33 protein-coding genes are annotated in these 22,365 nt (G+C 68.3%); 3 read left to right on the top strand and 30 right to left on the bottom strand.

Features of this window, described 5'->3' with window-relative positions:
* Window positions 1–30: 30 nt before the first annotated feature.
* The 3 genes from glmM to rplM form a co-directional block, all read right to left on the bottom strand.
* Window positions 31–1,386, bottom strand: a complete 1,356-nt coding sequence (gene glmM, locus F4562_RS13055) for a phosphoglucosamine mutase (RefSeq protein WP_184538289.1) — start codon at window positions 1,384–1,386, stop codon at window positions 31–33.
* 1 nt (window position 1,387) lies between these two features.
* The gene (gene rpsI / locus F4562_RS13060) at window positions 1,388–1,909 is read right to left on the bottom strand and encodes a 30S ribosomal protein S9 (protein WP_184538287.1); all 522 of its coding nucleotides are present in this window, start codon (window positions 1,907–1,909) and stop codon (window positions 1,388–1,390) included.
* A gap of 69 nt (window positions 1,910–1,978) precedes the next feature.
* Window positions 1,979–2,422, bottom strand: coding sequence for a 50S ribosomal protein L13 (gene rplM, locus F4562_RS13065; protein ID WP_184538284.1), 444 nt, complete (start codon window positions 2,420–2,422; stop codon window positions 1,979–1,981).
* 430 nt (window positions 2,423–2,852) lie between these two features.
* Here rplM and F4562_RS13070 point away from each other — a divergent pair, with 430 nt between their 5' ends.
* The 3 genes from F4562_RS13070 (at window position 2,853) to F4562_RS13080 (ending at window position 7,220) form a co-directional block, all read left to right on the top strand.
* A complete protein-coding gene (locus F4562_RS13070) occupies window positions 2,853–3,569 on the top strand; it encodes a CAP domain-containing protein (protein WP_184538282.1) in 717 nt (238 codons plus the stop codon).
* A 35-nt stretch (window positions 3,570–3,604) separates the two neighbouring features.
* On the top strand, window positions 3,605–4,804 hold the full coding sequence (locus tag F4562_RS13075) for a hypothetical protein (RefSeq protein ID WP_184538281.1): 1,200 nt from the start codon (window positions 3,605–3,607) through the stop codon (window positions 4,802–4,804).
* Between the two features lie 265 nt (window positions 4,805–5,069).
* On the top strand, window positions 5,070–7,220 hold the full coding sequence (locus F4562_RS13080) for a hypothetical protein (protein ID WP_184538279.1): 2,151 nt from the start codon (window positions 5,070–5,072) through the stop codon (window positions 7,218–7,220).
* Here the strand turns inward: F4562_RS13080 and truA are convergent.
* The 27 genes from truA to rplV all read right to left on the bottom strand — a co-directional run bounded on the left by truA (window position 7,210) and on the right by rplV (window position 22,362).
* The gene (gene truA, locus F4562_RS13085) at window positions 7,210–8,100 is read right to left on the bottom strand and encodes a tRNA pseudouridine(38-40) synthase TruA (RefSeq protein ID WP_184538277.1); all 891 of its coding nucleotides are present in this window, start codon (window positions 8,098–8,100) and stop codon (window positions 7,210–7,212) included. The genes F4562_RS13080 and truA overlap by 11 nt on opposite strands.
* Before the next feature lie 79 nt (window positions 8,101–8,179).
* Window positions 8,180–8,713, bottom strand: coding sequence for a 50S ribosomal protein L17 (rplQ, locus tag F4562_RS13090; RefSeq protein ID WP_184538275.1), 534 nt, complete (start codon window positions 8,711–8,713; stop codon window positions 8,180–8,182).
* Between the two features lie 87 nt (window positions 8,714–8,800).
* A complete protein-coding gene (locus F4562_RS13095) occupies window positions 8,801–9,817 on the bottom strand; it encodes a DNA-directed RNA polymerase subunit alpha (RefSeq protein WP_184538273.1) in 1,017 nt (338 codons plus the stop codon).
* A 103-nt stretch (window positions 9,818–9,920) separates the two neighbouring features.
* Window positions 9,921–10,547 carry a 30S ribosomal protein S4 gene (gene rpsD, locus F4562_RS13100; RefSeq protein WP_184538271.1) on the bottom strand — a complete coding sequence of 209 codons (627 nt, stop codon included), beginning with the start codon at window positions 10,545–10,547 and terminating at the stop codon, window positions 9,921–9,923.
* Window positions 10,548–10,567: 20 nt separating this feature from the next.
* Window positions 10,568–10,972 (bottom strand): 30S ribosomal protein S11, encoded by a 405-nt coding sequence (gene rpsK / locus F4562_RS13105; protein WP_020542285.1) that lies wholly within the window; start codon window positions 10,970–10,972, stop codon window positions 10,568–10,570.
* Window positions 10,973–11,017: 45 nt separating this feature from the next.
* Entirely contained in the window at window positions 11,018–11,398 is a 381-nt protein-coding gene (gene rpsM, locus F4562_RS13110; RefSeq protein WP_184538269.1) for a 30S ribosomal protein S13, read from the bottom strand.
* Window positions 11,399–11,607: 209 nt separating this feature from the next.
* The gene (gene rpmJ, locus F4562_RS13115; protein WP_003956441.1) at window positions 11,608–11,721 is read right to left on the bottom strand and encodes a 50S ribosomal protein L36; all 114 of its coding nucleotides are present in this window, start codon (window positions 11,719–11,721) and stop codon (window positions 11,608–11,610) included.
* Window positions 11,722–11,745: 24 nt separating this feature from the next.
* Window positions 11,746–11,967 carry a translation initiation factor IF-1 gene (gene infA / locus F4562_RS13120; RefSeq protein WP_184538268.1) on the bottom strand — a complete coding sequence of 74 codons (222 nt, stop codon included), beginning with the start codon at window positions 11,965–11,967 and terminating at the stop codon, window positions 11,746–11,748.
* A gap of 262 nt (window positions 11,968–12,229) precedes the next feature.
* Window positions 12,230–12,673 (bottom strand): DUF1707 SHOCT-like domain-containing protein, encoded by a 444-nt coding sequence (locus F4562_RS13125; RefSeq protein ID WP_184538266.1) that lies wholly within the window; start codon window positions 12,671–12,673, stop codon window positions 12,230–12,232.
* A 29-nt stretch (window positions 12,674–12,702) separates the two neighbouring features.
* Window positions 12,703–13,521 (bottom strand): type I methionyl aminopeptidase, encoded by an 819-nt coding sequence (map, locus tag F4562_RS13130; RefSeq protein ID WP_184538264.1) that lies wholly within the window; start codon window positions 13,519–13,521, stop codon window positions 12,703–12,705.
* A gap of 112 nt (window positions 13,522–13,633) precedes the next feature.
* The gene (locus tag F4562_RS13135) at window positions 13,634–14,284 is read right to left on the bottom strand and encodes an adenylate kinase (RefSeq protein WP_184538262.1); all 651 of its coding nucleotides are present in this window, start codon (window positions 14,282–14,284) and stop codon (window positions 13,634–13,636) included.
* Entirely contained in the window at window positions 14,284–15,597 is a 1,314-nt protein-coding gene (gene secY, locus F4562_RS13140; RefSeq protein WP_184538260.1) for a preprotein translocase subunit SecY, read from the bottom strand. Before secY ends, F4562_RS13135 begins: the two co-directional genes overlap by 1 nt.
* Before the next feature lie 176 nt (window positions 15,598–15,773).
* On the bottom strand, window positions 15,774–16,229 hold the full coding sequence (gene rplO / locus F4562_RS13145; protein ID WP_184538258.1) for a 50S ribosomal protein L15: 456 nt from the start codon (window positions 16,227–16,229) through the stop codon (window positions 15,774–15,776).
* Between the two features lie 2 nt (window positions 16,230–16,231).
* Window positions 16,232–16,414 (bottom strand): 50S ribosomal protein L30, encoded by a 183-nt coding sequence (gene rpmD, locus F4562_RS13150; protein ID WP_068896549.1) that lies wholly within the window; start codon window positions 16,412–16,414, stop codon window positions 16,232–16,234.
* Between the two features lie 3 nt (window positions 16,415–16,417).
* A complete protein-coding gene (gene rpsE, locus F4562_RS13155) occupies window positions 16,418–17,050 on the bottom strand; it encodes a 30S ribosomal protein S5 (RefSeq protein ID WP_184538256.1) in 633 nt (210 codons plus the stop codon).
* Window positions 17,051–17,111: 61 nt separating this feature from the next.
* Window positions 17,112–17,495, bottom strand: coding sequence for a 50S ribosomal protein L18 (rplR, locus tag F4562_RS13160; protein ID WP_184538254.1), 384 nt, complete (start codon window positions 17,493–17,495; stop codon window positions 17,112–17,114).
* 2 nt (window positions 17,496–17,497) lie between these two features.
* On the bottom strand, window positions 17,498–18,040 hold the full coding sequence (gene rplF / locus F4562_RS13165; RefSeq protein ID WP_184538252.1) for a 50S ribosomal protein L6: 543 nt from the start codon (window positions 18,038–18,040) through the stop codon (window positions 17,498–17,500).
* 17 nt (window positions 18,041–18,057) lie between these two features.
* On the bottom strand, window positions 18,058–18,456 hold the full coding sequence (gene rpsH, locus F4562_RS13170; RefSeq protein WP_184538250.1) for a 30S ribosomal protein S8: 399 nt from the start codon (window positions 18,454–18,456) through the stop codon (window positions 18,058–18,060).
* Window positions 18,457–18,598: 142 nt separating this feature from the next.
* Window positions 18,599–18,784, bottom strand: coding sequence for a type Z 30S ribosomal protein S14 (locus F4562_RS13175; RefSeq protein WP_012887844.1), 186 nt, complete (start codon window positions 18,782–18,784; stop codon window positions 18,599–18,601).
* A gap of 2 nt (window positions 18,785–18,786) precedes the next feature.
* Window positions 18,787–19,356, bottom strand: coding sequence for a 50S ribosomal protein L5 (gene rplE, locus F4562_RS13180; RefSeq protein WP_184538248.1), 570 nt, complete (start codon window positions 19,354–19,356; stop codon window positions 18,787–18,789).
* Window positions 19,353–19,679 (bottom strand): 50S ribosomal protein L24, encoded by a 327-nt coding sequence (rplX, locus tag F4562_RS13185; protein ID WP_221206119.1) that lies wholly within the window; start codon window positions 19,677–19,679, stop codon window positions 19,353–19,355. Before rplX ends, rplE begins: the two co-directional genes overlap by 4 nt.
* Window positions 19,679–20,047, bottom strand: a complete 369-nt coding sequence (gene rplN / locus F4562_RS13190; protein WP_068896541.1) for a 50S ribosomal protein L14 — start codon at window positions 20,045–20,047, stop codon at window positions 19,679–19,681. The genes rplX and rplN overlap by 1 nt, the downstream gene beginning before the upstream one ends.
* 181 nt (window positions 20,048–20,228) lie before the next feature.
* Window positions 20,229–20,510 (bottom strand): 30S ribosomal protein S17, encoded by a 282-nt coding sequence (gene rpsQ / locus F4562_RS13195; RefSeq protein WP_184538246.1) that lies wholly within the window; start codon window positions 20,508–20,510, stop codon window positions 20,229–20,231.
* Window positions 20,503–20,739: a 50S ribosomal protein L29 gene (rpmC, locus tag F4562_RS13200; protein ID WP_184538244.1), complete on the bottom strand. Its 237-nt coding sequence runs from the start codon at window positions 20,737–20,739 to the stop codon at window positions 20,503–20,505. Before rpmC ends, rpsQ begins: the two co-directional genes overlap by 8 nt.
* The gene (rplP, locus tag F4562_RS13205; protein WP_184538242.1) at window positions 20,739–21,158 is read right to left on the bottom strand and encodes a 50S ribosomal protein L16; all 420 of its coding nucleotides are present in this window, start codon (window positions 21,156–21,158) and stop codon (window positions 20,739–20,741) included. The genes rpmC and rplP overlap by 1 nt, the downstream gene beginning before the upstream one ends.
* A gap of 2 nt (window positions 21,159–21,160) precedes the next feature.
* On the bottom strand, window positions 21,161–22,009 hold the full coding sequence (rpsC, locus tag F4562_RS13210) for a 30S ribosomal protein S3 (protein WP_184538240.1): 849 nt from the start codon (window positions 22,007–22,009) through the stop codon (window positions 21,161–21,163).
* Complete coding sequence (rplV, locus tag F4562_RS13215; RefSeq protein ID WP_179819691.1) at window positions 22,009–22,362, bottom strand: 50S ribosomal protein L22; 354 nt, start codon at window positions 22,360–22,362, stop codon at window positions 22,009–22,011. The genes rpsC and rplV overlap by 1 nt, the downstream gene beginning before the upstream one ends.
* Window positions 22,363–22,365: the final 3 nt, after the last annotated feature.

Genomic DNA, 22,365 nt, shown 5'->3' on the forward strand with positions numbered 1-22,365 from the left:
CACCGCTGTTCCTCGGACCTCCGGTGTTCCTCAAACGCAGGCCGTGCGGACCACCTCGGCCAGGTGACCCGCCAGGCGCTCGGCCTGCTCGGCGGAGGACGCCTCCACCATGACGCGGATCATCGGCTCGGTGCCGCTCGGCCGGATCAGCACCCGGCCGGTGTCGCCCAGCTCCGACTCCGCCTCGGCGACCGCCGAGGCCAGCTCCGGCACCGAAGCCTTGGCCCGGTCGACGCCCTTGACGTTGACCAGGACCTGCGGCAGGCGGGTCATCACCGAGGCCAGCTCCGCCAGCGGCCTGCCCGCGCGCGCCATGACCGCCAGCAGGTGGAGCGAGGTCAGCACCCCGTCACCGGTGGTCGCGTGGTCGAGCATGATGACGTGGCCGGACTGCTCGCCGCCGAAGTTGTAGCCCCCGGCCCGCATGGCCTCCAGGACGTAGCGGTCGCCGACGGCGGTCTCGACGACGTCGATGCCGGCGCTCTTCAGCGCGATCTTGAAGCCCAGGTTGGACATCACCGTGGCCACCACGGTGTCGCCGGCGAGCTTGCCCTCGGCGTGCATGGCCATGGCGAGCACCGCCATGATCTGGTCGCCGTCGACGACCTCGCCGGTGTGCGAGACCGCCAGGCAGCGGTCGGCGTCGCCGTCGTAGGCGATGCCGACGTCCGCGCCGCGGGAGACGACGATCTGCCGGAGCTTGTCCAGGTGGGTGGAGCCGACCCCGGCGTTGATGTTGAGGCCGTCGGGACGCGCTCCGACCGTCTCGACCGTGGCCCCGGCCCGTTGCAGCACCTCGGGGGCCACCGCGTGGGCGGCGCCGTGAGCGCAGTCGACGACCACGTTCAGCCCGTCCAGGCGGCCGGTCACGGTCGACAGCAGATGGGACACGTAGCGGTCGGCGTCACCGTACGCTTCGCGTACGCGACCGACCGAGGCGCCGACAGGACGCTCCCACTTCTCGCCGAGCCGCTGCTCGATCTCGTTCTCCACCGCGTCGGGCAGCTTGTAGCCGCCACGGGTGAGGAACTTGATCCCGTTGTCCGGGGCGGGGTTGTGGGAGGCGGAGATCATCACGCCCATGTCGGCTCTGAGAGCCGTGGTGAGGTACGCGACCGCCGGGGTGGGCAGCACGCCGAGCCGGAGGACGTCCACGCCAGACGACGCAAGGCCGGCGACCACTGCGGCCTCCAGGAATTCTCCCGAAGCCCGCGGGTCCCGGCCCACGACGGCGACCGGGCGGCTCTGCCGCCCGGCACCGGCGTTGAACGCCCCGGCATCGCCGAGGACATGAGCCGCCGCCACGGACAGATCCATGGCGAGCTCGGCCGTGAGGTCGCGGCCCGCGACCCCACGTACCCCGTCGGTGCCGAAAAGGCGCCCCAACTTAACGCTTGCTGTACTGCGGAGCCTTACGGGCCTTCTTGAGACCGTACTTCTTGCGCTCGGTGGCGCGGGCGTCACGGGTCAGGAAGCCGGCCTTCTTGAGCGGCGGGCGGTTGCCCTCGACGTCCAGGATGGCCAGCGCACGGGCGAGGCCCATGCGCAGCGCACCGGCCTGGCCGGTGACGCCGCCGCCGCTGATGCGGGCGATGACGTCGAACTGGTCCTCGGCGCCGAGCGTCACGAAGGGCTCGTTGACGATCTGCTGGTGGACCTTGTTCGGGAAGTAGACGTCCAGCGGACGGCCGTTGATCGTCCAGCGGCCGGTGCCCGGCACGATGCGGACGCGGGCGACGGCCTCCTTGCGGCGGCCGGTGCCGTACGAGTTGCCGGTCGCGACGGGCTTACGGACGGCGGCGTCGCCGCTGACAGTGGACTCGGAGGTGTACTCGGAGGGGAACTCCTCCGAGGAGTACGCATCCTGGTCGCCCTCGAAGGGCGTCTCGACACCGGTGGGCTCAGCCACGGTTCTCCTCTAACTTTCCTACTCGGCGTCGGCCGTCGGCCAACGCTGCTGGCGACAAGCAGCTATCGACTACTGGGCGATCTGGGTGAGCTCGAAGGGCACCGGCTTCTGCGCCTGGTGCGGGTGCTCCGAGCCGGAGTAGACCTTGAGCTTCTTGATCATCTTCCGGCCGAGGGCGTTCTTGGGCAGCATGCCCTTCACGGCCTTCTCGACGGCGCGATCGGGACGCTTGTCCATGAGCTCACCGTAGGTCATGGCGCGCAGACCGCCCGGGTAGCCCGAGTGACGGTACGCCTTCTTCTGCTCAAGCTTCTTGCCGGTCAGCGCGACCTTGTCGGCGTTGATGATGATGACGAAGTCACCCGTGTCGACGTGGTTGGCGAAAATCGGCTTGTGCTTACCGCGGAGCAGGTTCGCGACGTGGCTGGCCAGCCGGCCAAGCACGATGTCGGTGGCGTCGATGATGTACCACTGACGCTCGACTTCAGCAGGCTTGGGTGTGTACGTGCGCACGGTCGTATGCCTTCTTTGCTCGCGTCTTCGGGGCTGTCGGAGCTGACAGCAACATGGTCGGTAGGTGCGGGCACACGACAGCCCGGACCTTCCGTCTCCCAAGCTGCAAGGAGATGACGCCGGACGCGCCGCGCATTGGTCTACAGAGAAGACCAATTCGCACACAACGAACTAGCAGGATACCGGCATCGGAGAGCATGGGTCAAAACGACACGGCTCCCGACCGGTTCCCCGGGAAGTCTACCCGCGGTGGGCCGGTGACGGGGAATCGGAGGCGCGGAAGACGCGGAAGCGACACCGTGACTACACGGGGCGGTTCCACTACGTTCTCCGCATTCTCTTCTTCCCCACTGCAAACATCTCTATCTTTGATAGCGGTATGTGGCAGTCTCTTCACCCCCGGCATCCTCAGCGGGCGCGCCTGCGCCGCATGGGGCTGTTCGCGTGCCTGGCCGGCGTGCTGCTGGTCGGCTTCATCATCGGCCGGGGCACCCGGGGCGAGGAGCCGACCGAGCAGATCTACCTGAACAACGCCGGGCCGGCCAGGCCCACCCCCACCGGGGACGAGGCGACCGCCGGACGCGAGCCCCTCGCCAGGGCCGTCCGGCCCGGCGGCGGAACGGCCACCGCCGAGGGGACACCGCAGCGGCGGCCCCCGGCCTCGTCCCCCACCCCGAAGCCCTCCGCCACCGGCGGCCGATGGGACGACGAGGGCCCCTCCCGCTACATCGTCAACGGCGACGACGACGGCGGGGCCGCCTTCGCCCTCGGCGCGATGGAGAGCGAAGTCGTCCGGCTCGTCAACGTCGAACGCAGGAAGGCCGGCTGCGCGCCGCTGCGGGTCGACAGGCGCCTGACCCGGTCGGCCAGGGCACACTCCTCCGAGATGGCCGACACCGGCGAGTTCTCCCACACCTCCCCCGGTGGCGGCTCCCCCTGGGAGCGGATGGAGGCCGCCGGTTACGGCAACGGTGGCGCCGAGAACATCGGCCGCGGCTACACCTCGGCCGAGCAGGCGGTACGGAACTGGATGGAGACCACCGGCCACCGGCGCAACATCCTCAACTGCGAGCTCAAGGCCACCGGCGTCGGGGTCGTCCAGGGCCCCGACGGCCCCTGGTGGACCCAGGACTTCGGATACAGCTGAGTCGACAGGGCCCGAGACGGGGTTACTCTCGGCGCATGGGTTTTCCCGGGGAGCCTCCGCGCCGCCAGCCTTACGACCGGCCTGCCACGCCACCACCCGGGCAGGACCAGCACTGGTTCGAGCCCGCGCCGCACGACCGCGCCGCCGAGCCCCCGCCGCACGGCCGGCCCCACCCGCAGGAACCCTGGTCACAGGCTCCGTATCCGCAGGCATCGCACCCGCAGGAGCCGTATCCGCAGGAGCCGTATCCGCGGTCGCCGTACTCGCAGGAGCCCCGAGCGCGGGCCCCCCGCCCTCAGCCCCCCTACGAGCAGGGGCCGCGTTCGCAGGTCCCCTATGAGCAGGAGCCTCGCACCCAGGGCGTCCACCCGGAAGAGCCCCACCCCCGCCAGCCGTACGCCCCGGACCCCCGCCTTCGGGAGCGCTCCGGACAAGAGCCCTCCGGCGGCTCCGGCAAGAAGGTCCCCCGCCCCGAAGAGCCCAAGCCGGCGATGTGGAGCCCCTACGACGAGGGCCCCCGGTCCCGCCGTCCCATCTACATCGCGGTCGGCGCGCTCGCCGTGCTGATCGCCGGAGGCGTGGGCCTGTCCGTCCTGGCCGACTCCGACCCCCCGCCGAAGGCGGCCGCGAGTCCCGCGCCGAGGAACCCGGCCGTGGTTCCTCCCAGCACCGCCGGCGGCAAGTTCGGCTTCGCCTCCTCCAGGACCACCGATCCGTACCCGCTCACGCTGGACGAGCTGTTCAAGCGCAGGAAGGTGACCTTCGGCGGGCAGAGCTACCTGATGACCACCCGCCGGACCGACAAGAAGTGCGGCAACGCGGTGGTCGGCGCCAAGCTCCAGAAGGCCCTTACCGCGGCCCGGTGCACCCAGTTCCTGCGGGCCAGCTTCCGCGACGCCTCCGGGAAGGTCATCGGCACGGTGGGGGTGGCCAACCTCAAGACCGGGGCGGGTGCGGTGAAGGTGGCCAAGGCCAGCACGGGCAAGGAGCGGGAAGAGTACATCAAGCCGCTGCCCGGTAAGGACAAAGTCACCAAATTTCTCGGCACCGGCGAGGCGTTCGTCGGCCAGTGGGGATACGGGCACTACACCGTGATGGTCTGGTTCCAGTACAAGGACGGGCACGCCCCGAAGAAGACCGAGGTCAAGAAGCTGAACCAGGCGGCCTTCGGCGTGGTCGACGCGACCGTCACCCCCGCGTTGCAGTCGCGCGCGCTGACCGGGAAGCGTCCCTGACCCGCTCGGGAGCGCTCCCCAGCAAGGTCACAAAATACGCTTTCAGCCGGAAACCCGGCGGGCGATACGACCCATATCCGCATGGTGATCTTTAGGTGTCGCTAGGCTGCGGCATATGCGTGGCCAGGAATCCGGGTCCGAGCACCACCGTGAAGCCGAGGGTTCGGCCGCACCGGCGACGCCGCCGCCGAGTTTCGGCCAGCCTTCGCCGCACGTGCCTCGGACCGACCTCTCAGGTGACGAGCACCCCTATCCCTCTCCCCCCGTGACGTGGCCGGAGGGGGGCTCGGGGGTCGCCCAGCCATGGGCCGTACCCTCCGACGACAGCGCCTCCTACGACTGGTACGCCGAACCCGAGGACGACCTTCCCCTGCCCCCGGCCGGTTCCCCGGCCGGCGCAGCCGCGCCGTGGGAGTTCGCCGCCCCGGGACGGCAGGGTGACGCCCGCCCGGCGCCGGACGACTGGGCCGGGCCTTCCACGCCCTCGGAGCCCGTGCCCTTCGTCTGGCCCACACCGCCCGGCCCCGACGACCCCCCTCCCGGGCCGGAACACCCTTCGGGGCCCCCGTGGCGGGGTGCCTCCGGCACCGGTTCTCCGTGGCAGGGCCTCGACGAGACGACCGCCCCCTCCTGGCCCGTGCCCTCCGAGCAGGAGGGCTTCCCGCCTCCGAACGACTCCCCCGGTCAGACGACCGGATCCTCCCAGCCCGCGTCCCCCGGTCCGGCCGACCCGCCCGGCCCGCCCTGGCGGGACACACCGGCCGCACCGATCGTGCCGGGGGCGCCCCCGTGGCAGCCGCCGCCGGCCTTCACCGCCGCCGCGGCGGGTATGCAGGTCTGGCCCTCCCCGGGGGACGGGACCCCCTGGCCCGCCGCCACCGGCGAGCCGGTCTGGTCCGGCCCGGAGGAGCCCGCCGGACGGCCGGACGATCCGGGCCAGGCTCGTCGCCCGGACGCACCCGGCGATGCCGCTCACCCGGATACCCCCGGCGAACCCGCCCGCCCCGGCGAACCCGGCGACGTCGCCGTCTGGCCGCCGAGCGCGGTCTCACCGGACGGCTCCGGCGAGAGCACCGCCCGAGTACACCGCTCCGACCCGGCCCTCCCGGGAACCGGTGAACCCGCGGTCCCTCCCGTGACGGTCCCCGGCCCGCACGTCTCCGATCAGGGTCCGGCCTCCGGTTCCGGCGTGCACGGGGCGGAGGCGGCTTCGATCACCGGTTCCGGCGTCCACCGGGCGGATACACCCCCGGCCGCCGAGCCCGAGCAGCGGCCCACGCCGGCCGCCGAGCCCGAACCGGTGTCCCAGGCGCCCGTGCCGCCCGCCGTGCCGCCCGCCGAAGCCGCCGCGCACACCACGGCACCGGCTACGGCGCCTGCCTCCGAGGCGCCCGCGCCACCATCGGACTTCCTCGCGGAGGCGACTCCGCCGGGTGGCATCCCGGCGATCCCCCCGCCGTTCCCGGCCGCTTCCCCACCTCTGGCCGCTTCCCCACCTCCGACGGCGACAGCACCGCAGGCACCGGCAATGCCACCGGCGGCGACGCTGCCGCCGGTCGCGTCCGCCACGTCCGCCGAGCCGCCCACCGCGTCCAGTGCGTCCACCGTGTCCACCGAGCCTCCGATGACGCGCGGTCCGTTCACCCCGCTTTCGGAGTTCACCCCTGATCCGCCGCCCCCTCCAGCGGAGCCGCAGCCCAAGAAGCGGGCGAGCACCATGCTCATCGCGGCCGTGGTCACGGTGGTGGTGGCCGGCATAGGCACCGGGGCGTTCTTCGCCTACCGGACGTTCAACGCCGGGCAGACGACCGCTTCGGCCCCGTCGAGCGCCGGGAGCACCGATTCCGCCGACGAACTCGACATCACCTCCGAGCCTGAACCGATCAACACCGCGATGCTCAACTCGGAGCGGACCGACCCGGGCGCCATGACCGTGGCCGCCGCCTTCGAGAAGAAGGTGACCGTGGCCGGGACGACGTTCACCCGGGTCAAGACCGACGTCACCGAGCAGTGCCACAGAGCGGCTGCCGACGCGTTCGCCATCGCCCTCCGGGGCAACGACTGCCGCAGGGTGCTGCGGGCCACCTACGTGGACCGCAAGAAGCAGTACGCGGTGACCACGGGAATCGCCGTCCTGCCCACCCGCGAGTCGGCGATCACCGTCGACAAGGAGAAGAACCTCGACGGCAACGTCTGGTTCCGCGGCCTGCCCGCCAAGGCGGGCTCGGGAGCCGACCGGGTGCACATCGCGGGCGGCTACGCGGCGGGCATGGTGTGGGGCCGCTACATCGTGTTCAGTTACGCCACCTTCAGCGACGGACGCACCCCGACCGAGAAGGAGAAGGACCTGGGCAGGATCAGCGGCGCGTTCCGCGACCAGACCGCCAAGGCGGTGGAGCGCCGCGTCACGAGCTGAGCGTGCGCACCCGGCGGGTCGCCGCGGCCCGCCGGGCGAGTTCGGTGGCCTCGGGGTAGCGCACCTCCTCCAGGCAGAGCCCGTGCGCGGGTGCGACGTGCACCCCGGTGTCCCGTACGGCCCGGCTCAACACCTGGCCGGGCCACTCCACGGGCAGCCGGCCCTCGCCCACCGGCAACAACGATCCGACGAGCGCCCGGACCATGGAGTGGCAGAACGCGTCGGCCACCACCGTCGCGACGACAAGACCGTCCCGGCGCGTCCAGTCGAGCCGCTGAAGCTCGCGGATCGTGGTCGCACCCTCGCGTTTCTTGCAGAAGGCCGCGAAGTCGTGTTCACCCAGCAGGGCTGCCGCGGCGGCGTTCAACCTGTCGACGTCCAGGGGCCGGGAGTACCAGAGGACCTCGTGGCGGCGGAGCGGGTCGACCCCGCCCGGGGTGTCGCAGACGCGGTAGGCGTATCGCCTCGACAGCGCGGAGAAGCGCGCGTCGAAGCCCTCGGGGGACACACTGACCCGATGAACCCTGACATCGGAGGGCAGGACGCCGGCCAGCCTCCTGCACAGCGCGGCGAGCCGCTCGTCGAGCTCCGCCGCGGACCCGGGTTCGGGCAAGGGCTTCGCCGCGTCCGTCCGGCGGCGGTTGCGGCTCTGCACCGCCTCCAGCGCGTCGATCTCCAGGTCGAGATGGGCCACCTGTCCCCTGGCGTGCACCCCTGCGTCGGTCCGCCCGGCCACGGTCAGTGAGGGAGGCTCGGCGACCCGGAGAATCCTGCCGAGCGCCTCCTCGATCTCCCCTTGAACCGTCCGCCGTCCGGGCTGCCTTGCCCAGCCGGAGAAGTCGGTGCCGTCATAGGCCAGGTCCAGCCGCAGCCGTACCACGATGTTCCTCCCGAGAACGGGAACGGGCCCGGCGCCTCCCACCAGGGAGATGCCGGGCCCGTTCACTGAGCCTGAGGGATCAGGCGTTGTCCTTCTTGGCCTCGGACTCCTCGGCGGGAGCCTCGGCGGCCTTCGGCTCCTCGGCGCTCTCGGCCTCGGCGCTCTCAGCCTTGGCCTCCTCGGCCTCAGCCGGCTTGGCCTTGGGCTCCTCGGCCTGGGCCGCGGGCTGGGTCCGGCTGACGCTGACCGGGTTCAGCGGCTCGGAGACCAGCTCGATCACCGCCATGGGGGCGGCGTCGCCCTTGCGGAGACCGACCTTGGTGATCCGGGTGTAGCCACCGGGACGCTCGGCGAAGGTCGGGGCGATCGACTCGAACAGGTGGTGGACGACACCCTTGTCCTTGACGACCGTCAGCACCTGGCGACGGTTGTGGATGTCGCCCTTCTTCGCCTTGGTGATCAGCCTCTCCGCCAGCGGGCGCAGCCGCTTCGCCTTGGCCTCGGTGGTCGTGATCCGGCCGTGCTGGAACAGCTGGGTGGCGAGGTTCGCGAGGATCAGCCGCTCATGGGCCGGGCTGCCGCCGAGGCGGGCGCCCTTGGTGGGCCTGGGCATTACGTTCTCCTTGAGAGTCAACCCGCCCCGGCCGTATGAGGTACCGGGGTCGGGCCGGGGGCCGCGCGGCCCCCGTTATGGCAAAACTCAGTACTGCTCGGTCTCGGCGTATGCCGAGTCGTCGTCGTCGTAGCCGCCACCGGCCACCGCGCTCGGGTCGAACCCGGGCGGGGAGTCCTTGAGCGCCAGCTGCATCTCGTGCAGCTTCTGCTTGACCTCTTCGATGGACTTGGCACCGAAGTTCCGGATGTCGAGCAGGTCCTGCTCACTGCGGGCCACGAGCTCGCCCACGGTGTGGATGCCCTCACGCTTGAGGCAGTTGTAGGAGCGGACCGTCAGGTTCAGCTCCTCGATCGGCAGCGCCAGGTCGGCGGCCAGCGCGAGGTCACCCTGCGTCGGGCCGACCTCGATGCCCTCGGCCTCCAGGTTCAGCTCACGGGCGAGGCCGAACAGCTCGACGAGGGTCTTACCGGCCGAGGCCACCGCGTCACGCGGCTTCATGCCCGGCTTGGTCTCGACGTCCACGATCAGACGGTCGAAGTCGGTGCGCTGCTCGACACGGGTCGCCTCGACCTTGTAGGTGACCTTGAGCACCGGGGAGTAGATGGAGTCGATCGGGATACGGCCGATCTCCTGACCCGGCTGCTTGTTCTGCGCGGCCGAGACGTAACCGCGACCGCGCTCGACGGTCAGCTCCATCTCCAGCTTCGCCTTGCCGTTCAGCGTGGCGATGCGCAGCTCGGGGTTGTGCACCTCGACACCGGCCGGAGGCGCGATGTCGGCGGCTGTGACGTCACCGGGGCCCTGCTTGCGCAGGTACATCACCACGGGCTCGTCGTGCTCGGAGGAGACCACCAGCTCCTTGAGGTTCAGGATGATGTCGGTGACGTCTTCCTTGACACCCGGAACGGTGGTGAACTCGTGCAGGACACCCTCGATGCGGATGCTGGTCACGGCCGCGCCCGGGATGGACGACAGCAGCGTGCGGCGCAGCGAGTTGCCGATGGTGTAGCCGAAGCCCGGCTCCAGCGGCTCGATGATGAACTTGGACCGGGTCTCCCCGAGGCTCTCCTCGAGGAGGGACGGCCGCTGAGCGATCAGCATGTGCGTTCTCCCAACGCATGGCGGCGCCCGCTATATGACGCCGCTTGGCACAACAAGCATAGGTGCCGTGTGGCGGTCTGCCACACGGCACCTTCAAGAGCCGCTACTTGGAGTAGAGCTCGACGATCAGCTGCTCCTGGACCTGGGTGTCGATCTGCTGACGGACCGGGAGCTGGTGAACCAGGATGCGCATCGAGTCGGCGACGACGCCCAGCCACGCCGGGTACGTCTTGTCGCCGGCGGTGGCGCGGGCCACCTCGTACGGCAGGAGGTTGCGCGACTTCTCGCGGACCTCGACGATGTCGTGCTCACGCACGCGGTACGACGGGATGTCGACCTTCTTGCCGTTCACCAGGATGTGGCCGTGACGGACCTGCTGGCGGGCGGCGTCGCGGGACTCGGCGAAACCGGCGCGGTAGATCACGTTGTCGAGCCGGCTCTCCAGGATCTGGAGGAGGTTCTCACCGGTCTTACCGCTCTTGCGGTTGGCTTCCTCGTAGTAGTTGTGGAACTGCTTCTCGAGGACGCCGTAGATGCGGCGGGTCTTCTGCTTCTCCCGGAGCTGGAGCTGGTACTCCGACTCCTTCGGACGACCGCGGCCGTGCTCACCCGGGGGGTAAGGACGGATCTCGATGGGGCACTTCGCGGACTCGCACTTCTTGCCCTTGAGGAAGAGCTTCGTCTTCTCCCGTCGGCAGAGCTTGCAGTCCGCACCCGTGTAACGAGCCATTTTCTCTCTATCTCCTGGCGTCAGACGCGACGGCGCTTGGGCGGACGGCAGCCGTTGTGCGGCACGGGGGTCACGTCCTGGATGGACCCGACCTCAAGACCCGTCGCCTGCAGCGAGCGGATCGCGGTCTCACGGCCGGAGCCGGGGCCCTTGACGAAGACGTCGACCTTGCGCATGCCGTGCTCCATGGCGCGGCGGGCGGCGTTCTCGGCGGCCATCTGCGCGGCGAACGGGGTGGACTTACGGGAGCCCTTGAACCCGACGTGGCCGGCGCTGGCCCAGGAGATCACGTTCCCGTTCGGGTCGGTGATCGAGACGATCGTGTTGTTGAACGTGCTCTTGATGTGCGCGTGGCCGTGAGCGACGTTCTTCTTTTCCTTGCGGCGCACCTTCTTCGGGGCACCCTGGCGGCTCTTAGGAGGCATTGTTTGCCTTCACTCCTGAGGTCTTCGGTCCTGCGGCTGCGCGGACTACTTCTTACCGGGCTTCTTCTTGCCGGCCACGGTCTTCTTCTTGCCCTTACGGGTGCGCGCGTTGGTCTGCGTACGCTGACCGTGCACGGGAAGGCCACGGCGGTGCCGGATGCCCTGGTAGCACTGAATCTCGATCTTGCGACGGATGTCGGCCTGAACCTCGCGGCGGAGGTCACCCTCGATCTTGAAGTTGGCCTCGATGTAGTCACGCAGCGGGACGAGCTCTTCGTCGGTGAGCTGGTGGACCCGGAGGTCGCCGCTCACGCCGGTGGCCTTGAGGGTTTCGAGCGCGCGGGTGCGACCGATTCCGTAGATGTAGGTGAGAGCGATCTCCAGCCGCTTGTCGCGGGGGAGGTCGACGCCAACCAGGCGAGCCATGGTCGGGCATTCTCCTTCGTTGTGGCGGAGGTCCTACACCCCACTTCCCCTCCCCATGCCCGGGGCGAGGGCCCCGGCCTCCGACCGGGGGTCTCCCGCGTGGTACGGCTGATGCCGCCTGCGCGGGTGTGGAGCGTGATTACTTTGTGGTCCCTACATGGGTCGAGTCCGCCTCTTTCGAGCGGACTCTTGCGGGACTGCTGCTACGACTAGCCCTGACGCTGCTTGTGGCGCAGGTTGTCGCAGATCACCATGACTCGACCGTGCCGGCGGATCACCTTGCACTTGTCACAGATCTTCTTGACGCTCGGCTTGACCTTCATAGTCCTTGCTCGCCCCTCAGACGCTTACTTGTACCGGTAGACGATCCGCCCACGACCAAGGTCGTAGGGGCTCAGTTCGACGACAACCCTGTCGTCAGGGAGAATTCGGATGTAGTGCATCCGCATCCGCCCGCTGATGTGGGCCAGGACCTTATGGCCGTTGTCGAGCTGCACCCGGAACATCGCGTTCGGGAGCGACTCAACCACAGTGCCCTCAATCTCGATGGCGCCGTCTTTCTTGGCCATGTCCCTCGCGTTTCACTGATCGGTCGTCTGAGGCTTCGGAACACTAAGCAGCCGCGACCCAAGCGCTTCGATGAGAGCGGCGGTTGCGAGACCGCCGATGCGCAATGGTCATAGTGAACCGAAGAAGGAGTGTACGGCACCGGGCGGAGAAATGCGAAACTCACGGCCGGCACCTTGACACAACCGCTACTCAGGATACCGCAGATTCCCAATAGGACGGACGCCCCGGCGGAACGGGAACGCGCGCGAGGCGCGAAGCGCACTACCGCTGGTTCCGGCCCTTGCCCTGGCCCCCGACGATGGTGCTGATCAGCAGGATGATGCCCCAGGGGCCCATGACCCACAGCGGCCAGGGGTAGGGGAAGTCGAACCCGTCGGTGGCTCCGATGATGAACCAGATGCCCCAGTTGACGCTGCTGGCCATGGCCCAGGCGCCCCACGCGGCCGTCAGGCCCCGCTGATCCTCCTTGGGCGCCACGTCCTTGGACGGGGCAGGGGCGGCGGCGGGAAGCCGGCTCAGGTCGACGTCGGGCAGATCGGACGTGAGCGTGGCGAGTTCACCGTAGGTCTTGCTGGCGTAGAGCCGCTCCAGGCGCTCGCCGAACTCCTCACTGTCGAGGCGCCCCTGCGCGTAGTGTTCGCGCAGCACGGAGGCGACCCTGTCACGGTCGTCGTCAGAGGCCCGCATGCCCGGCTCAACCGCCATGTCGATCACATCCGCTCGCCCGTGGGCTCCTAGCCCGCCTGTCCCGACAGTTCGGCAAGCCGCTCTTCGCCCCCGTCAAGCGCGGTCAGTACCCACGGCCCATTATCCGTCACGGCGACGCTGTGCTCGAAGTGCGCGGAAGGCCTGCCGTCGACGGTCACGACGGTCCAGTCGTCGGCCAGCACCTTGGTCCGGTCCGTGCCGAGGTTGACCATCGGCTCCACCGCGAAGCACATGCCCGCCTCGAAGCGCGGGCCCCGGCCCGGCCTGCCGTGGTTGGCCACCCACGGGTCCATGTGCATCTCGGTGCCGATGCCGTGCCCGCCGTACTCCTGCGGGATGCCGTAACGCCCCTGGGAACGGACGTACTTCTCCACCTCATGGCCGATATCGGACAGATGACGGCCCACGGTGAGCGCCGCGATCCCCCGCCACATGGCCTCCTCGGTGACCCGCATGAGCTCGGTCAACTTGGGGTCCACCTCCCCCACCGGGACCGTGATGGCCGAGTCTCCGTGCCAGCCGTCCAGAATCGCGCCGCAGTCGATCGAGATGATGTCGCCCTCCTGCAGCGGACGGCGGTCACTCGGGATGCCGTGGACGACCTCGTGGTTCACCGACGCGCAGATCGTCGCGGGAAAACCCTGGTAGCCCTTGAAGGACGGGATCGCCCCCTCGTCCCGGATGGCCTTCTCCGCGATCGCGTCGAGGTCCAGCGGCGTCAGGCCCGGCCGGACGCTCTCCCTGAGCAGTTGCAGCGTGCGGCCCACCACCAGGCCCGCCGCCCGCATCTTCTCCAGCTGCTCGGGAGTCTTCAACTGGATCCCGTGCTTGTTTCTCTTGAACACGTCCACCCCCGGGGTGATTGAACGGGCAGTCCGGCAGCCCAATTCCCCCGATTCTGCCCTAAATGGCAACACGCCACCCATGGGACCATGGGTGGCGTGCCGGGGAACACCGTCAGCCGACGAAAGGGCTGAGCACCTCCATCGCGCGCTGGGTGACCTCCTCCACCGGGCCGGTGGCGTCGACGCCCACCAGGATGCCCTCGTCGGCGTAGAAGGACACCAGAGGCGCGGTCTGCTCCTGGTAGACCTCCAGGCGGTGCCTGACGGTCTCTTCCTTGTCATCGTCACGCTGGTAGAGCCGGCCCTCGCAGGCGTCGCAGATGTCGTCCTTCTTATCATCGAAGTCGACGTGCCAGATGCGCCCGCACTGGCCGCAGGTGCGGCGGCCGGCGAGCCTGCGAACGACCTCCTCGTCGTCGACCACGAGCTCCAGCACGATGTCCAGAGCGACTCCGAACTCGGCGAGCATCTTCTTCAGGATCTCGGCCTGGGGCACGTTCCTGGGGAAGCCGTCGAGCAGGAAACCGTCCTGCGCGTCGCTCTCCGAGAGGCGGTCGCGGACCATCGCGATGGTCACCTCGTCGGGCACGAGGTCACCGCGGTCCATGTACTCCTTGGCAAGCTTGCCGAGCTCCGTGCCGCCCGAAACGTTGGCGCGGAAGATGTCCCCTGTCGAGATCTTCGGGATGGACAGGTTCGATGCGATGAACTGGGCCTGCGTCCCCTTACCCGCTCCGGGGGGCCCGACCAGGACAAGACGCACTACTTCAGGAAGCCTTCGTAGTTGCGCTGCTGCAGCTGGCTCTCGATCTGCTTCACGGTGTCAAGACCGACACCAACCATGATCAGAATGCTCGTCCCTCCGAACGGGAAGTTCTGACTCGCGCCGACGAGCGCCAGCGCGACGATCGGCACCATGGAGATCAGGCCCAGATACAGCGCGCCGGGAGCGGTGAGCCTCGTGAGAACGTAGTTCAGATACTCAGCCGTCGGGCGACCCGGGCGGATGCCCGGGATGAACCCACCGTACTTCTTCATGTTGTCGGCGACTTCAACGGGGTTGAAGGTAATGGACACGTAGAAGTAAGTGAAGAAGACGATCAAGAGGAAGAACGTGGCCATGTAGACCGGCGTGTCACCCGTGACCAGGTTCTGCTGGATCCACTGGACGATCGCGTGCGGCTCCTGGGCGCCGCTGAACAGCGTCGTGACCAGCTGCGGGAGGTAGAGCAGCGAGGAGGCGAAGATGACCGGGATGATGCCGGCCTGGTTCACCTTCAGGGGGATGTAGGTGGAGGTGCCGCCGTACATCCGGCGGCCGACCATGCGCTTGGCGTACTGGACCGGGATCCGGCGCTGCGCCTGCTCGACCATGACGACCAGGGCGATCATCGCGATACCGACGGCGATGACCACGGCGAAGACGAAGGCGCCCTTCTGCCGGGCGATGTTCATCAGCTCGGCCGGGAAGACCGCGATGACCTGGGTGAAGATCAGGATGGACATGCCGTTGCCGATCCCGCGGTCGGTGACGAGCTCGCCGAGCCACATGACGACGGAGGTGCCGGCGGTCATCGTCAGCACCATGGTGATGATGGCGAAGACGTTGTCCTTGTCGAGAAGGATCTCCTGCTGGCACTGCGGGAACAGCTGCCCGGTCCGGGCCAGGGCGATGAAGGCGGTCGACTGCAGGACGGCCAGACCGATCGTCAGGTAACGGGTGTACTGCGTGATCTTGGCCTGTCCGGACTGTCCCTCCTTCTTGAGGGACTCCAGGCGCGGGATGACCACGACCAGAAGCTGAAGGATGATGCTCGCCGTGATGTACGGCATGATGCCGAGGGCGAACACTGAAAGTTTCAGAAGAGCGCCGCCGCTGAACAGCTGCACCATTCCGTAAATATTGCCCGCGTCCGTCGCCTGGGCATCGGCGAGACAGCGACTGATGTTCTCGGTGTGCACACCCGGGGTCGGAAGAACAGACCCAAGCCGGAACAGCGCGATGATGCCCAGAGTGAAGAGCAACTTCTTACGCAGGTCCGGCGTACGGAACGCTCGGGTAAATGCGGTCAGCACGGTCCCTCCTGCGCGCCTGAAAGGCGAGGTCGGTCGGCGATGGTGCGGGGGTGATCCATCTTTGCCATGTCCAGTCAATGAGCCCACGGAAATGAGTCGAGGCCCACTGTCCAGCGAACTCTAACGCACCAAGGGCGCGGGGGCCCATTACGAGCCCCCGCGCCGCGTGGTGATGCCTACAGCTCGGAGACGGAGCCCCCGGCAGCGGCGATCTTCTCCTTCGCGCTGGCGGAGAAGGCGTGCGCCTGCACGTTCAACGCCACGGAGATCTCGCCGGTTCCCAGAACCTTGACGGGCTGGTTCTTGCGAACCGCACCCTTGGCGATCAGGGTGTCGACGGTGACGTCGCCGCCCTCCGGGAACAGCTCACCGAGCCTGTCCAGGTTGACGACCTGGTAGGTCGTCTTGAACAGGGCGTTGGAGAACCCCTTGAACTTGGGCAGGCGTCGCTGGAGCGGAACCTGGCCACCCTCGAAACCGAGCGGCACGGTGTTGCGCGCCGTCGTGCCCTTGGTACCGCGACCCGCGGTCTTGCCCTTGGACGCCTCGCCGCGGCCCTTGCGGACCTTCGACTTGTTGGCGCCGGGGGCCGGACGCAGGTGGTGGATGCGGAGCGGAGTGTTCTCTGCCATGACTAGTCGACCTCTTCCACGGTGACGAGGTGCGTCACCACGGAGACCATGCCGCGGATCTCCGGGCGGTCCTCCTTGACGACGACGTCGCCGATTCGCTTCAGACCGAGCGAGCGCAGCGAGTCACGCTGGTTCTGCTTCCCGCCGATCTTCGAGCGGACCTGGGTGATCTTCAGACGTGCCATCTGTCAGCTCACCGCCTTCGCGGCCGCGGCCTCGGCGAGACCCTCGGCGCGCGCCTTGAGCATCGCCTTCGGCGCGACGTCCTCGATCGGCAGGTTACGCCGGGCCGCGATCTCCTCGGGGCGGCTGAGGCCCTTCAGAGCGGCGACCGTCGCGTGCACGATGTTGATCGGGTTGTCCGAGCCGAGCGACTTGGACAGCACGTCGTGGATGCCGGCGCACTCCAGCACGGCGCGCACCGGACCACCGGCGATGACACCGGTACCGGGCGAGGCCGGGCGGAGGAAGACGACACCGGCGGCCTCTTCACCCTGCACGATGTGCGGGATGGTGCCCTGGATGCGGGGCACCCGGAAGAAGTGCTTCTTGGCCTCTTCGACGCCCTTGGCGATGGCCGCGGGGACTTCCTTGGCCTTGCCGTAGCCGACGCCGACCAGGCCGTTGCCGTCACCGACGATGACGAGGGCGGTGAAGCTGAAGCGACGACCACCCTTCACGACCTTGGCCACTCGATTGATCTTTACAACGCGCTCGATGTACGAGACGCCCTTGTCAGCGTTGCCGCCGCGGCGGTCGTCACGACGACCGTCACGCCGCTCGCCACCGGCGGCGCCTCCGCGACGCGGAGCTCCAGCCATCAGTGGTTCCTCTTCTCATTCATGGGACGGGCCATCAGTTGCGATCCTCGGGACGGAGTCATCAGAACTCCAGCCCGCCCTCGCGGGCGCTGTCCGCCAGGGCCGCGATGCGGCCCGCGTAGCGGTTGCCACCCCGGTCGAAGACGACGGCGGTGATCCCGGCTGCCTTGGCCCGCTGAGCGAGAAGCTCGCCGACCTGCTTCGCCTTGTCGGTCTTGGCACCCTCGGCGGAACGCAGGGAGGCGTCCATCGTGGAGGCGCTGACCAGCGTGTGGCCCTGGGAGTCGTCCACGATCTGAACGAACAGGTGCCTCGTCGAGCGGTTGACGACCAGGCGCGGACGCGCGGCCGTACCGACGACCTTCTTGCGGACTCGGCCGTGGCGGCGGGCCCGCGAGACGGCGCGGGCGGCCGTGTGCTTGCCGAACGCAGTCTTGCCAGCCATGCCTACTTACCAGCCTTTCCGACCTTGCGGCGGACAACTTCACCCTGGTAGCGCACGCCCTTGCCCTTGTACGGGTCGGGCTTGCGCAGCTTGCGGATGTTCGCGGCGACCTCGCCGACCTTCTGCTTGTCGATGCCGTCCACGTGGAACAGCTTTTCCTTCTCGACGCGGAAGGAGACACCCTCGGGGGCGTCGATGATCACCGGGTGGCTGAAGCCCAGGGCGAACTCCAGCTGCGTCGGGCCCTTGGCCTGGACGCGGTAACCGACACCCACGAGCTCCAGGGTCTTGGAGTAACCCTGGGTGACACCGGTCACCATGTTGGCGACCAGAGTGCGGGACAGGCCGTGCAGCGCGCGGACCTTGTTCTCGTCGTTGGGGCGGGTGACGGTCAGCGAACCGTCGTCACCCTTGCTGATCTCGATCGGCTCAGCGATCGTGTGCGAAAGCGTGCCCTTAGGGCCCTTGACCGTGACATCCCGGCCGTTGATGGTGACGTCCACCCCGTTCGGCACGGGGATGGGCAGCCGTCCGATTCTCGACATGCTGTTCTCTCTCCCCTCTACCAAACGAAGGCGAGGACTTCCCCGCCCACTCCACGCTTGCTGGCCTGCTTGTCCGTCATGAGCCCGCCGGACGTCGAAATGATCGCGACGCCCAGCCCGCCCAGGACCCGGGGCAGGTTGTCCTTCTTCGCATAGACCCGCAGACCGGGCTTGGAAACCCGGCGCAGGCCCGTGAGCGACCGCTCACGGCTCGGCCCGAACTTGAGCTCCACCACGAGGTTCTTGCCGACCTTGGCGTCTTCGACGGTCCAGGCCTGGATGTAACCCTCCTGCTGGAGGATCTCGGCGATGTGCGCCTTGATCTTCGAGTACGGCATGGCCACGCTGTCGTGGTACGCCGAGTTCGCGTTTCGCAGACGCGTGAGCATGTCTGCGATCGGGTCGGTCATCGTCATGGCCGGTGGCCTTCCTCACCGCGGTTTCCCCAGGGGACCTGCGGTGTGGTCATGGGCGCCTGAATCGGCACCCGGTGAATACAGACTTCTGTGCTGGGCCGGCGTCGCGCGGCTCCGCGATCACCGCGGGCCGCGCGGACGGCTACCAGCTCGACTTGGTGATGCCGGGCAGCTCGCCCCGGTGCGCCATCTCGCGGAAGCAGATGCGGCACAGGCCGAACTTCCGGTAGACGGCGCGGGGACGGCCACAGCGCGAGCACCGAGTGTACGCCCGGACCTCGAACTTGGCCTTGCGAGCAGCCTTGACCTTGAGCGACGTCTTCGCCATGATCAGGCCTCCTTGAAGGGGAATCCGAGGTGCTTCAGCAGCGCCCGGCCCTGGTCGTCGGTCTTCGCGGTGGTCACGACCGTGATGTCCATGCCCCGCTGACGGTCGACCTTGTCCTGGTCGATCTCGTGGAACATGACCTGCTCGGTGAGACCGAAGGTGTAGTTGCCGTTGCCGTCGAACTGCTTGGGCGACAGACCGCGGAAGTCACGGATACGCGGCAGGGCCAGCGACAGCAGCCGGTCGAGGAACTCCCACATGCGGTCACCGCGGAGCGTGACGTGCGCACCGATCGGCATGCCCTCGCGCAGCTTGAACTGGGCGATGGACTTGCGGGCGCGGACGACGGCCGGCTTCTGACCGGTGATCGCGGTGAGGTCACGGACGGCACCCTCGATCAGCTTCGAGTCGCGCGCGGCCTCGCCGACGCCCATGTTCACCTTGATCTTGGTGATGGTGGGCACCAGCATGATGTTCTCGAACCCGAACTCCTCGTTCAGCTTCGCGATGATCTCTTCGCGGTAGCGCTGCTTGAGGCGCGGGAGGGCCCGCTCGGTCTCGGTGATGCTCATCGGTTGTCCTCACCCGTCTCGTCGGAGCCGGCCTTGACCTTCTCCTTCTTGGCAGGCTTCTCGTCCTTGGCAGACTTCTCGTCATCCTTGAGCTTCTTGACGTTGCTCACGTGGATGGGAGCCTCCATCGTCTGCACGCCACCGGTCTTGGCGCCGCGCGGACCCTGGTGGGTCTCCTTGGAGTGCTTCGTGACCATCCTGACGCCTTCGACCACCACGCGCTCCTCGCGCGGGAAGACGGCGATGACACGGCCCTTGACGCCCTTGTCCTTACCGGCGATGACCTGAACGAGGTCACCCTTCTTCACATGCAGCTTCGGCATTACAACACCTCCGGCGCGAGCGAGATGATGCGCATGAACTTCTTGTCACGCAGCTCACGTCCGACCGGGCCGAAAATACGGGTGCCCCGCGGGTCGCCGCTGTCCTTGATGATGACGGCGGCGTTCTCGTCGAAGCGGATGTAGGAGCCGTCGGGCCGGCGGCGCTCCTTGACAGTGCGGACGACGACGGCCTTGACCACGTCGCCCTTCTTCACGGTGCCGCCAGGAATGGCGTCCTTGACCGTGGCGACGATGATGTCGCCGATTCCCGCGTAGCGCCGGCCCGAACCGCCGAGCACACGGATGCAAAGGACTTCCTTCGCACCAGTGTTGTCGGCGACCTTGAGCCGCGACTCCTGCTGGATCACTTGAACTCCTGTTTGTCTCGCTGGTTCTCACCCGCTGGGTGAGCCTTGCGGAACCTGCTGGGTCTTTTTCCTCCGGTGACAGTCCGTACCGGACCGCCGCCGCAGGCGGGACGAAGATCGCTCCGCCCCCTTGGACACCATCGTGGGGGGTGACGGCGCCACCCCCCACGAGGCGTGTAGCTTACTTGGCCCGCTCGAGAATCTCGACGACCCGCCACCGCTTGGTGGCGGACAGCGGCCGGGTCTCCATCAGCAGGACGCGGTCGCCGACACCGGCCGTGTTGGCCTCGTCGTGGGCCTTGTACTTGGTCGTCCTGCGGATGACCTTGCCGTACAGGGGGTGCTTGACGCGGTCCTCGACGGCGACGACGACGGTCTTGTCCATCTTGTCGCTGACGACCAGACCCTCACGGGTCTTGCGGTAGTTCCGCGCCTCGGTCGTGTTCTCTGTGGCCTCAGCCATCGATCGACTCCTTCTCTACCGTCACGATTCCGAGCTCGCGCTCGCGCATCACGGTGTAGATACGGGCGATCTCGCGGCGGACGGCGCGCAGCCGCCCGTGGTTCTCCAACTGGCCGGTCGCGGCCTGGAAGCGGAGGTTGAACAGCTCCTCCTTGGCTTCCTTCAGCTTCGTGACCAGCGTGTCCTGGTCCTCCGCCCGCAGCTCACCGGCGGTCAGGCCCTTAGCCATCACGCCTCACCCACTTCACGCTTAACGAACCGGCACTTCATCGGGAGCTTGTGCATCGCACGGCGGAGCGCCTCACGGGCCACCGGCTCCGCGACGCCCGAAAGCTCGAACATGATGCGGCCGGGCTTGACGTTGGCGATCCACCACTCCGGCGAACCCTTACCGGAACCCATGCGGGTCTCGGCAGGCTTCTTGGTGAGCGGACGGTCCGGGTAGATGTTGATCCAGACCTTTCCGCCACGCTTGATGTGGCGGGTCATCGCGATACGAGCCGACTCGATCTGGCGGTTGGTCACGTAGGAGTGCTCAAGCGCCTGAATGCCGAACTCGCCGAACACGACCCTGGTGCCGCCCTTGGCGGCGCCGTGGCGGTCGGGCCGGTGCTGCTTGCGGTGCTTGACCCTGCGCGGGATCAGCATGGTCAGCTCCCTTCAGCACCCGGCTGCGCAGCCGGGCCGGTCTCGGGGGCAGCCTGCGAGGCCGCCTCGTTCCTGGGGGCGCGGTCACCGCGGCCGGCACCCCGGCGGGCGCCACCGGCGCCACGACGGGGACGGTCGCCACCGGCGCCGCCGCCACGACGGTCGTCACGCTCGCGACGCTGGCCGGCACGGGCACCGGCGGCGGCCGCCTCGCGCTCGGCGCGGCTGGTCGGAGCCTCACCCTTGTAGATCCACACCTTGACGCCGATGCGGCCGAAGGTGGTGCGGGCCTCGTACAGGCCGTAGTCGATGTCGGCGCGGAGCGTGTGCAGGGGCACGCGGCCCTCGCGGTAGAACTCCGAGCGGGACATCTCCGCGCCGCCGAGGCGGCCGGAGCACTGCACCCGGATGCCCTTGGCGCCGCTCTTCATCGCCGACTGCATCGCCTTGCGCATGGCCCGGCGGAACGAGACACGGCTGGACAGCTGCTCGGCCACACCCTGGGCGACGAGCTGAGCGTCGATCTCCGGGTTCTTGACCTCGAGGATGTTGAGCTGGACCTGCTTCTTGGTCAGCTTCTCGAGGTCGCCGCGGATCCGGTCCGCCTCGGCGCCGCGGCGGCCGATGACGATGCCCGGACGGGCGGTGTGGATGTCGACCTGGACCCGGTCGGTGGTCCGCTCGATCTCGACCTTGGAAATACCGGCCCGCTCCATGCCCTTCTTCAGCATGCGGCGGATCGCCACGTCTTCGGCGACGTACGACTTGTAGAGCTTGTCGGCATACCACCGGCTCTTGAAGTCGGTCGTGACGCCGAGGCGGAACCCGTGCGGGTTGACCTTCTGACCCACTAGCGGGTCCTCCCCTTCGGCTCGCGGGACTCCACGATCACGGTGATGTGGCTCGTCCGCTTGTTGATCCGATAGGCACGACCCTGAGCGCGGGGACGGAACCGCTTCAGCGTCGGGCCCTCGTCGACCCAGGCACGGCTCACGAAGAGCGTGTCACGGTCGAGCTTGAAGTTGTGCTCCGCGTTGGCAATGGCGCTGGACAGCACCTTGTACACGGTCTCGCTCGCCGCCTGGGGAGCGAACTGCAGCACGGCCTGCGCCTCCGAAGCGGGCAGCCCGCGAATGAGGTCCACCACGCGGCGGGCCTTCATGGGCGTGTGGCGCGCGAACCGCACCTGAGCCCTGGCTTCCATCGC

The organism is Streptosporangium becharense, from assembly GCF_014204985.1.
Taxonomy (GTDB): Bacteria; Actinomycetota; Actinomycetes; order Streptosporangiales; family Streptosporangiaceae; genus Streptosporangium; species Streptosporangium becharense.

Bases quoted from the DNA above. Each gene is read 5' to 3' on its own strand.
- F4562_RS13070 (WP_184538282.1), top strand. From the start codon at position 2,853: ATGGGGCTGTTCGCGTGCCTGGCCGGCGTGCTGCTGGTCGGCTTCATC.
- F4562_RS13075 (WP_184538281.1), top strand. From the start codon at position 3,605: ATGGGTTTTCCCGGGGAGCCTCCGCGCCGCCAGCCTTACGACCGGCCT.
- rplQ (WP_184538275.1), bottom strand. From the start codon at position 8,713: ATGCCCAGGCCCACCAAGGGCGCCCGCCTCGGCGGCAGCCCGGCCCAT.
- F4562_RS13095 (WP_184538273.1), bottom strand. From the start codon at position 9,817: ATGCTGATCGCTCAGCGGCCGTCCCTCCTCGAGGAGAGCCTCGGGGAG.
- rpsD (WP_184538271.1), bottom strand. From the start codon at position 10,547: ATGGCTCGTTACACGGGTGCGGACTGCAAGCTCTGCCGACGGGAGAAG.
- rpsK (WP_020542285.1), bottom strand. From the start codon at position 10,972: ATGCCTCCTAAGAGCCGCCAGGGTGCCCCGAAGAAGGTGCGCCGCAAG.
- rpsM (WP_184538269.1), bottom strand. From the start codon at position 11,398: ATGGCTCGCCTGGTTGGCGTCGACCTCCCCCGCGACAAGCGGCTGGAG.
- rpmJ (WP_003956441.1), bottom strand. From the start codon at position 11,721: ATGAAGGTCAAGCCGAGCGTCAAGAAGATCTGTGACAAGTGCAAGGTG.
- infA (WP_184538268.1), bottom strand. From the start codon at position 11,967: ATGGCCAAGAAAGACGGCGCCATCGAGATTGAGGGCACTGTGGTTGAG.
- F4562_RS13125 (WP_184538266.1), bottom strand. From the start codon at position 12,673: ATGGCGGTTGAGCCGGGCATGCGGGCCTCTGACGACGACCGTGACAGG.
- rplO (WP_184538258.1), bottom strand. From the start codon at position 16,229: ATGGCAGAGAACACTCCGCTCCGCATCCACCACCTGCGTCCGGCCCCC.
- rpmD (WP_068896549.1), bottom strand. From the start codon at position 16,414: ATGGCACGTCTGAAGATCACCCAGGTCCGCTCGAAGATCGGCGGGAAG.
- rpsE (WP_184538256.1), bottom strand. From the start codon at position 17,050: ATGGCTGGAGCTCCGCGTCGCGGAGGCGCCGCCGGTGGCGAGCGGCGT.
- rplR (WP_184538254.1), bottom strand. From the start codon at position 17,495: ATGGCTGGCAAGACTGCGTTCGGCAAGCACACGGCCGCCCGCGCCGTC.
- rplF (WP_184538252.1), bottom strand. From the start codon at position 18,040: ATGTCGAGAATCGGACGGCTGCCCATCCCCGTGCCGAACGGGGTGGAC.
- rpsH (WP_184538250.1), bottom strand. From the start codon at position 18,456: ATGACGATGACCGACCCGATCGCAGACATGCTCACGCGTCTGCGAAAC.
- F4562_RS13175 (WP_012887844.1), bottom strand. From the start codon at position 18,784: ATGGCGAAGACGTCGCTCAAGGTCAAGGCTGCTCGCAAGGCCAAGTTC.
- rplE (WP_184538248.1), bottom strand. From the start codon at position 19,356: ATGAGCATCACCGAGACCGAGCGGGCCCTCCCGCGCCTCAAGCAGCGC.
- rplX (WP_221206119.1), bottom strand. From the start codon at position 19,679: ATGCCGAAGCTGCATGTGAAGAAGGGTGACCTCGTTCAGGTCATCGCC.
- rpsQ (WP_184538246.1), bottom strand. From the start codon at position 20,510: ATGGCTGAGGCCACAGAGAACACGACCGAGGCGCGGAACTACCGCAAG.
- rpmC (WP_184538244.1), bottom strand. From the start codon at position 20,739: ATGGCTAAGGGCCTGACCGCCGGTGAGCTGCGGGCGGAGGACCAGGAC.
- rplP (WP_184538242.1), bottom strand. From the start codon at position 21,158: ATGCTGATCCCGCGCAGGGTCAAGCACCGCAAGCAGCACCGGCCCGAC.
- rplV (WP_179819691.1), bottom strand. From the start codon at position 22,362: ATGGAAGCCAGGGCTCAGGTGCGGTTCGCGCGCCACACGCCCATGAAG.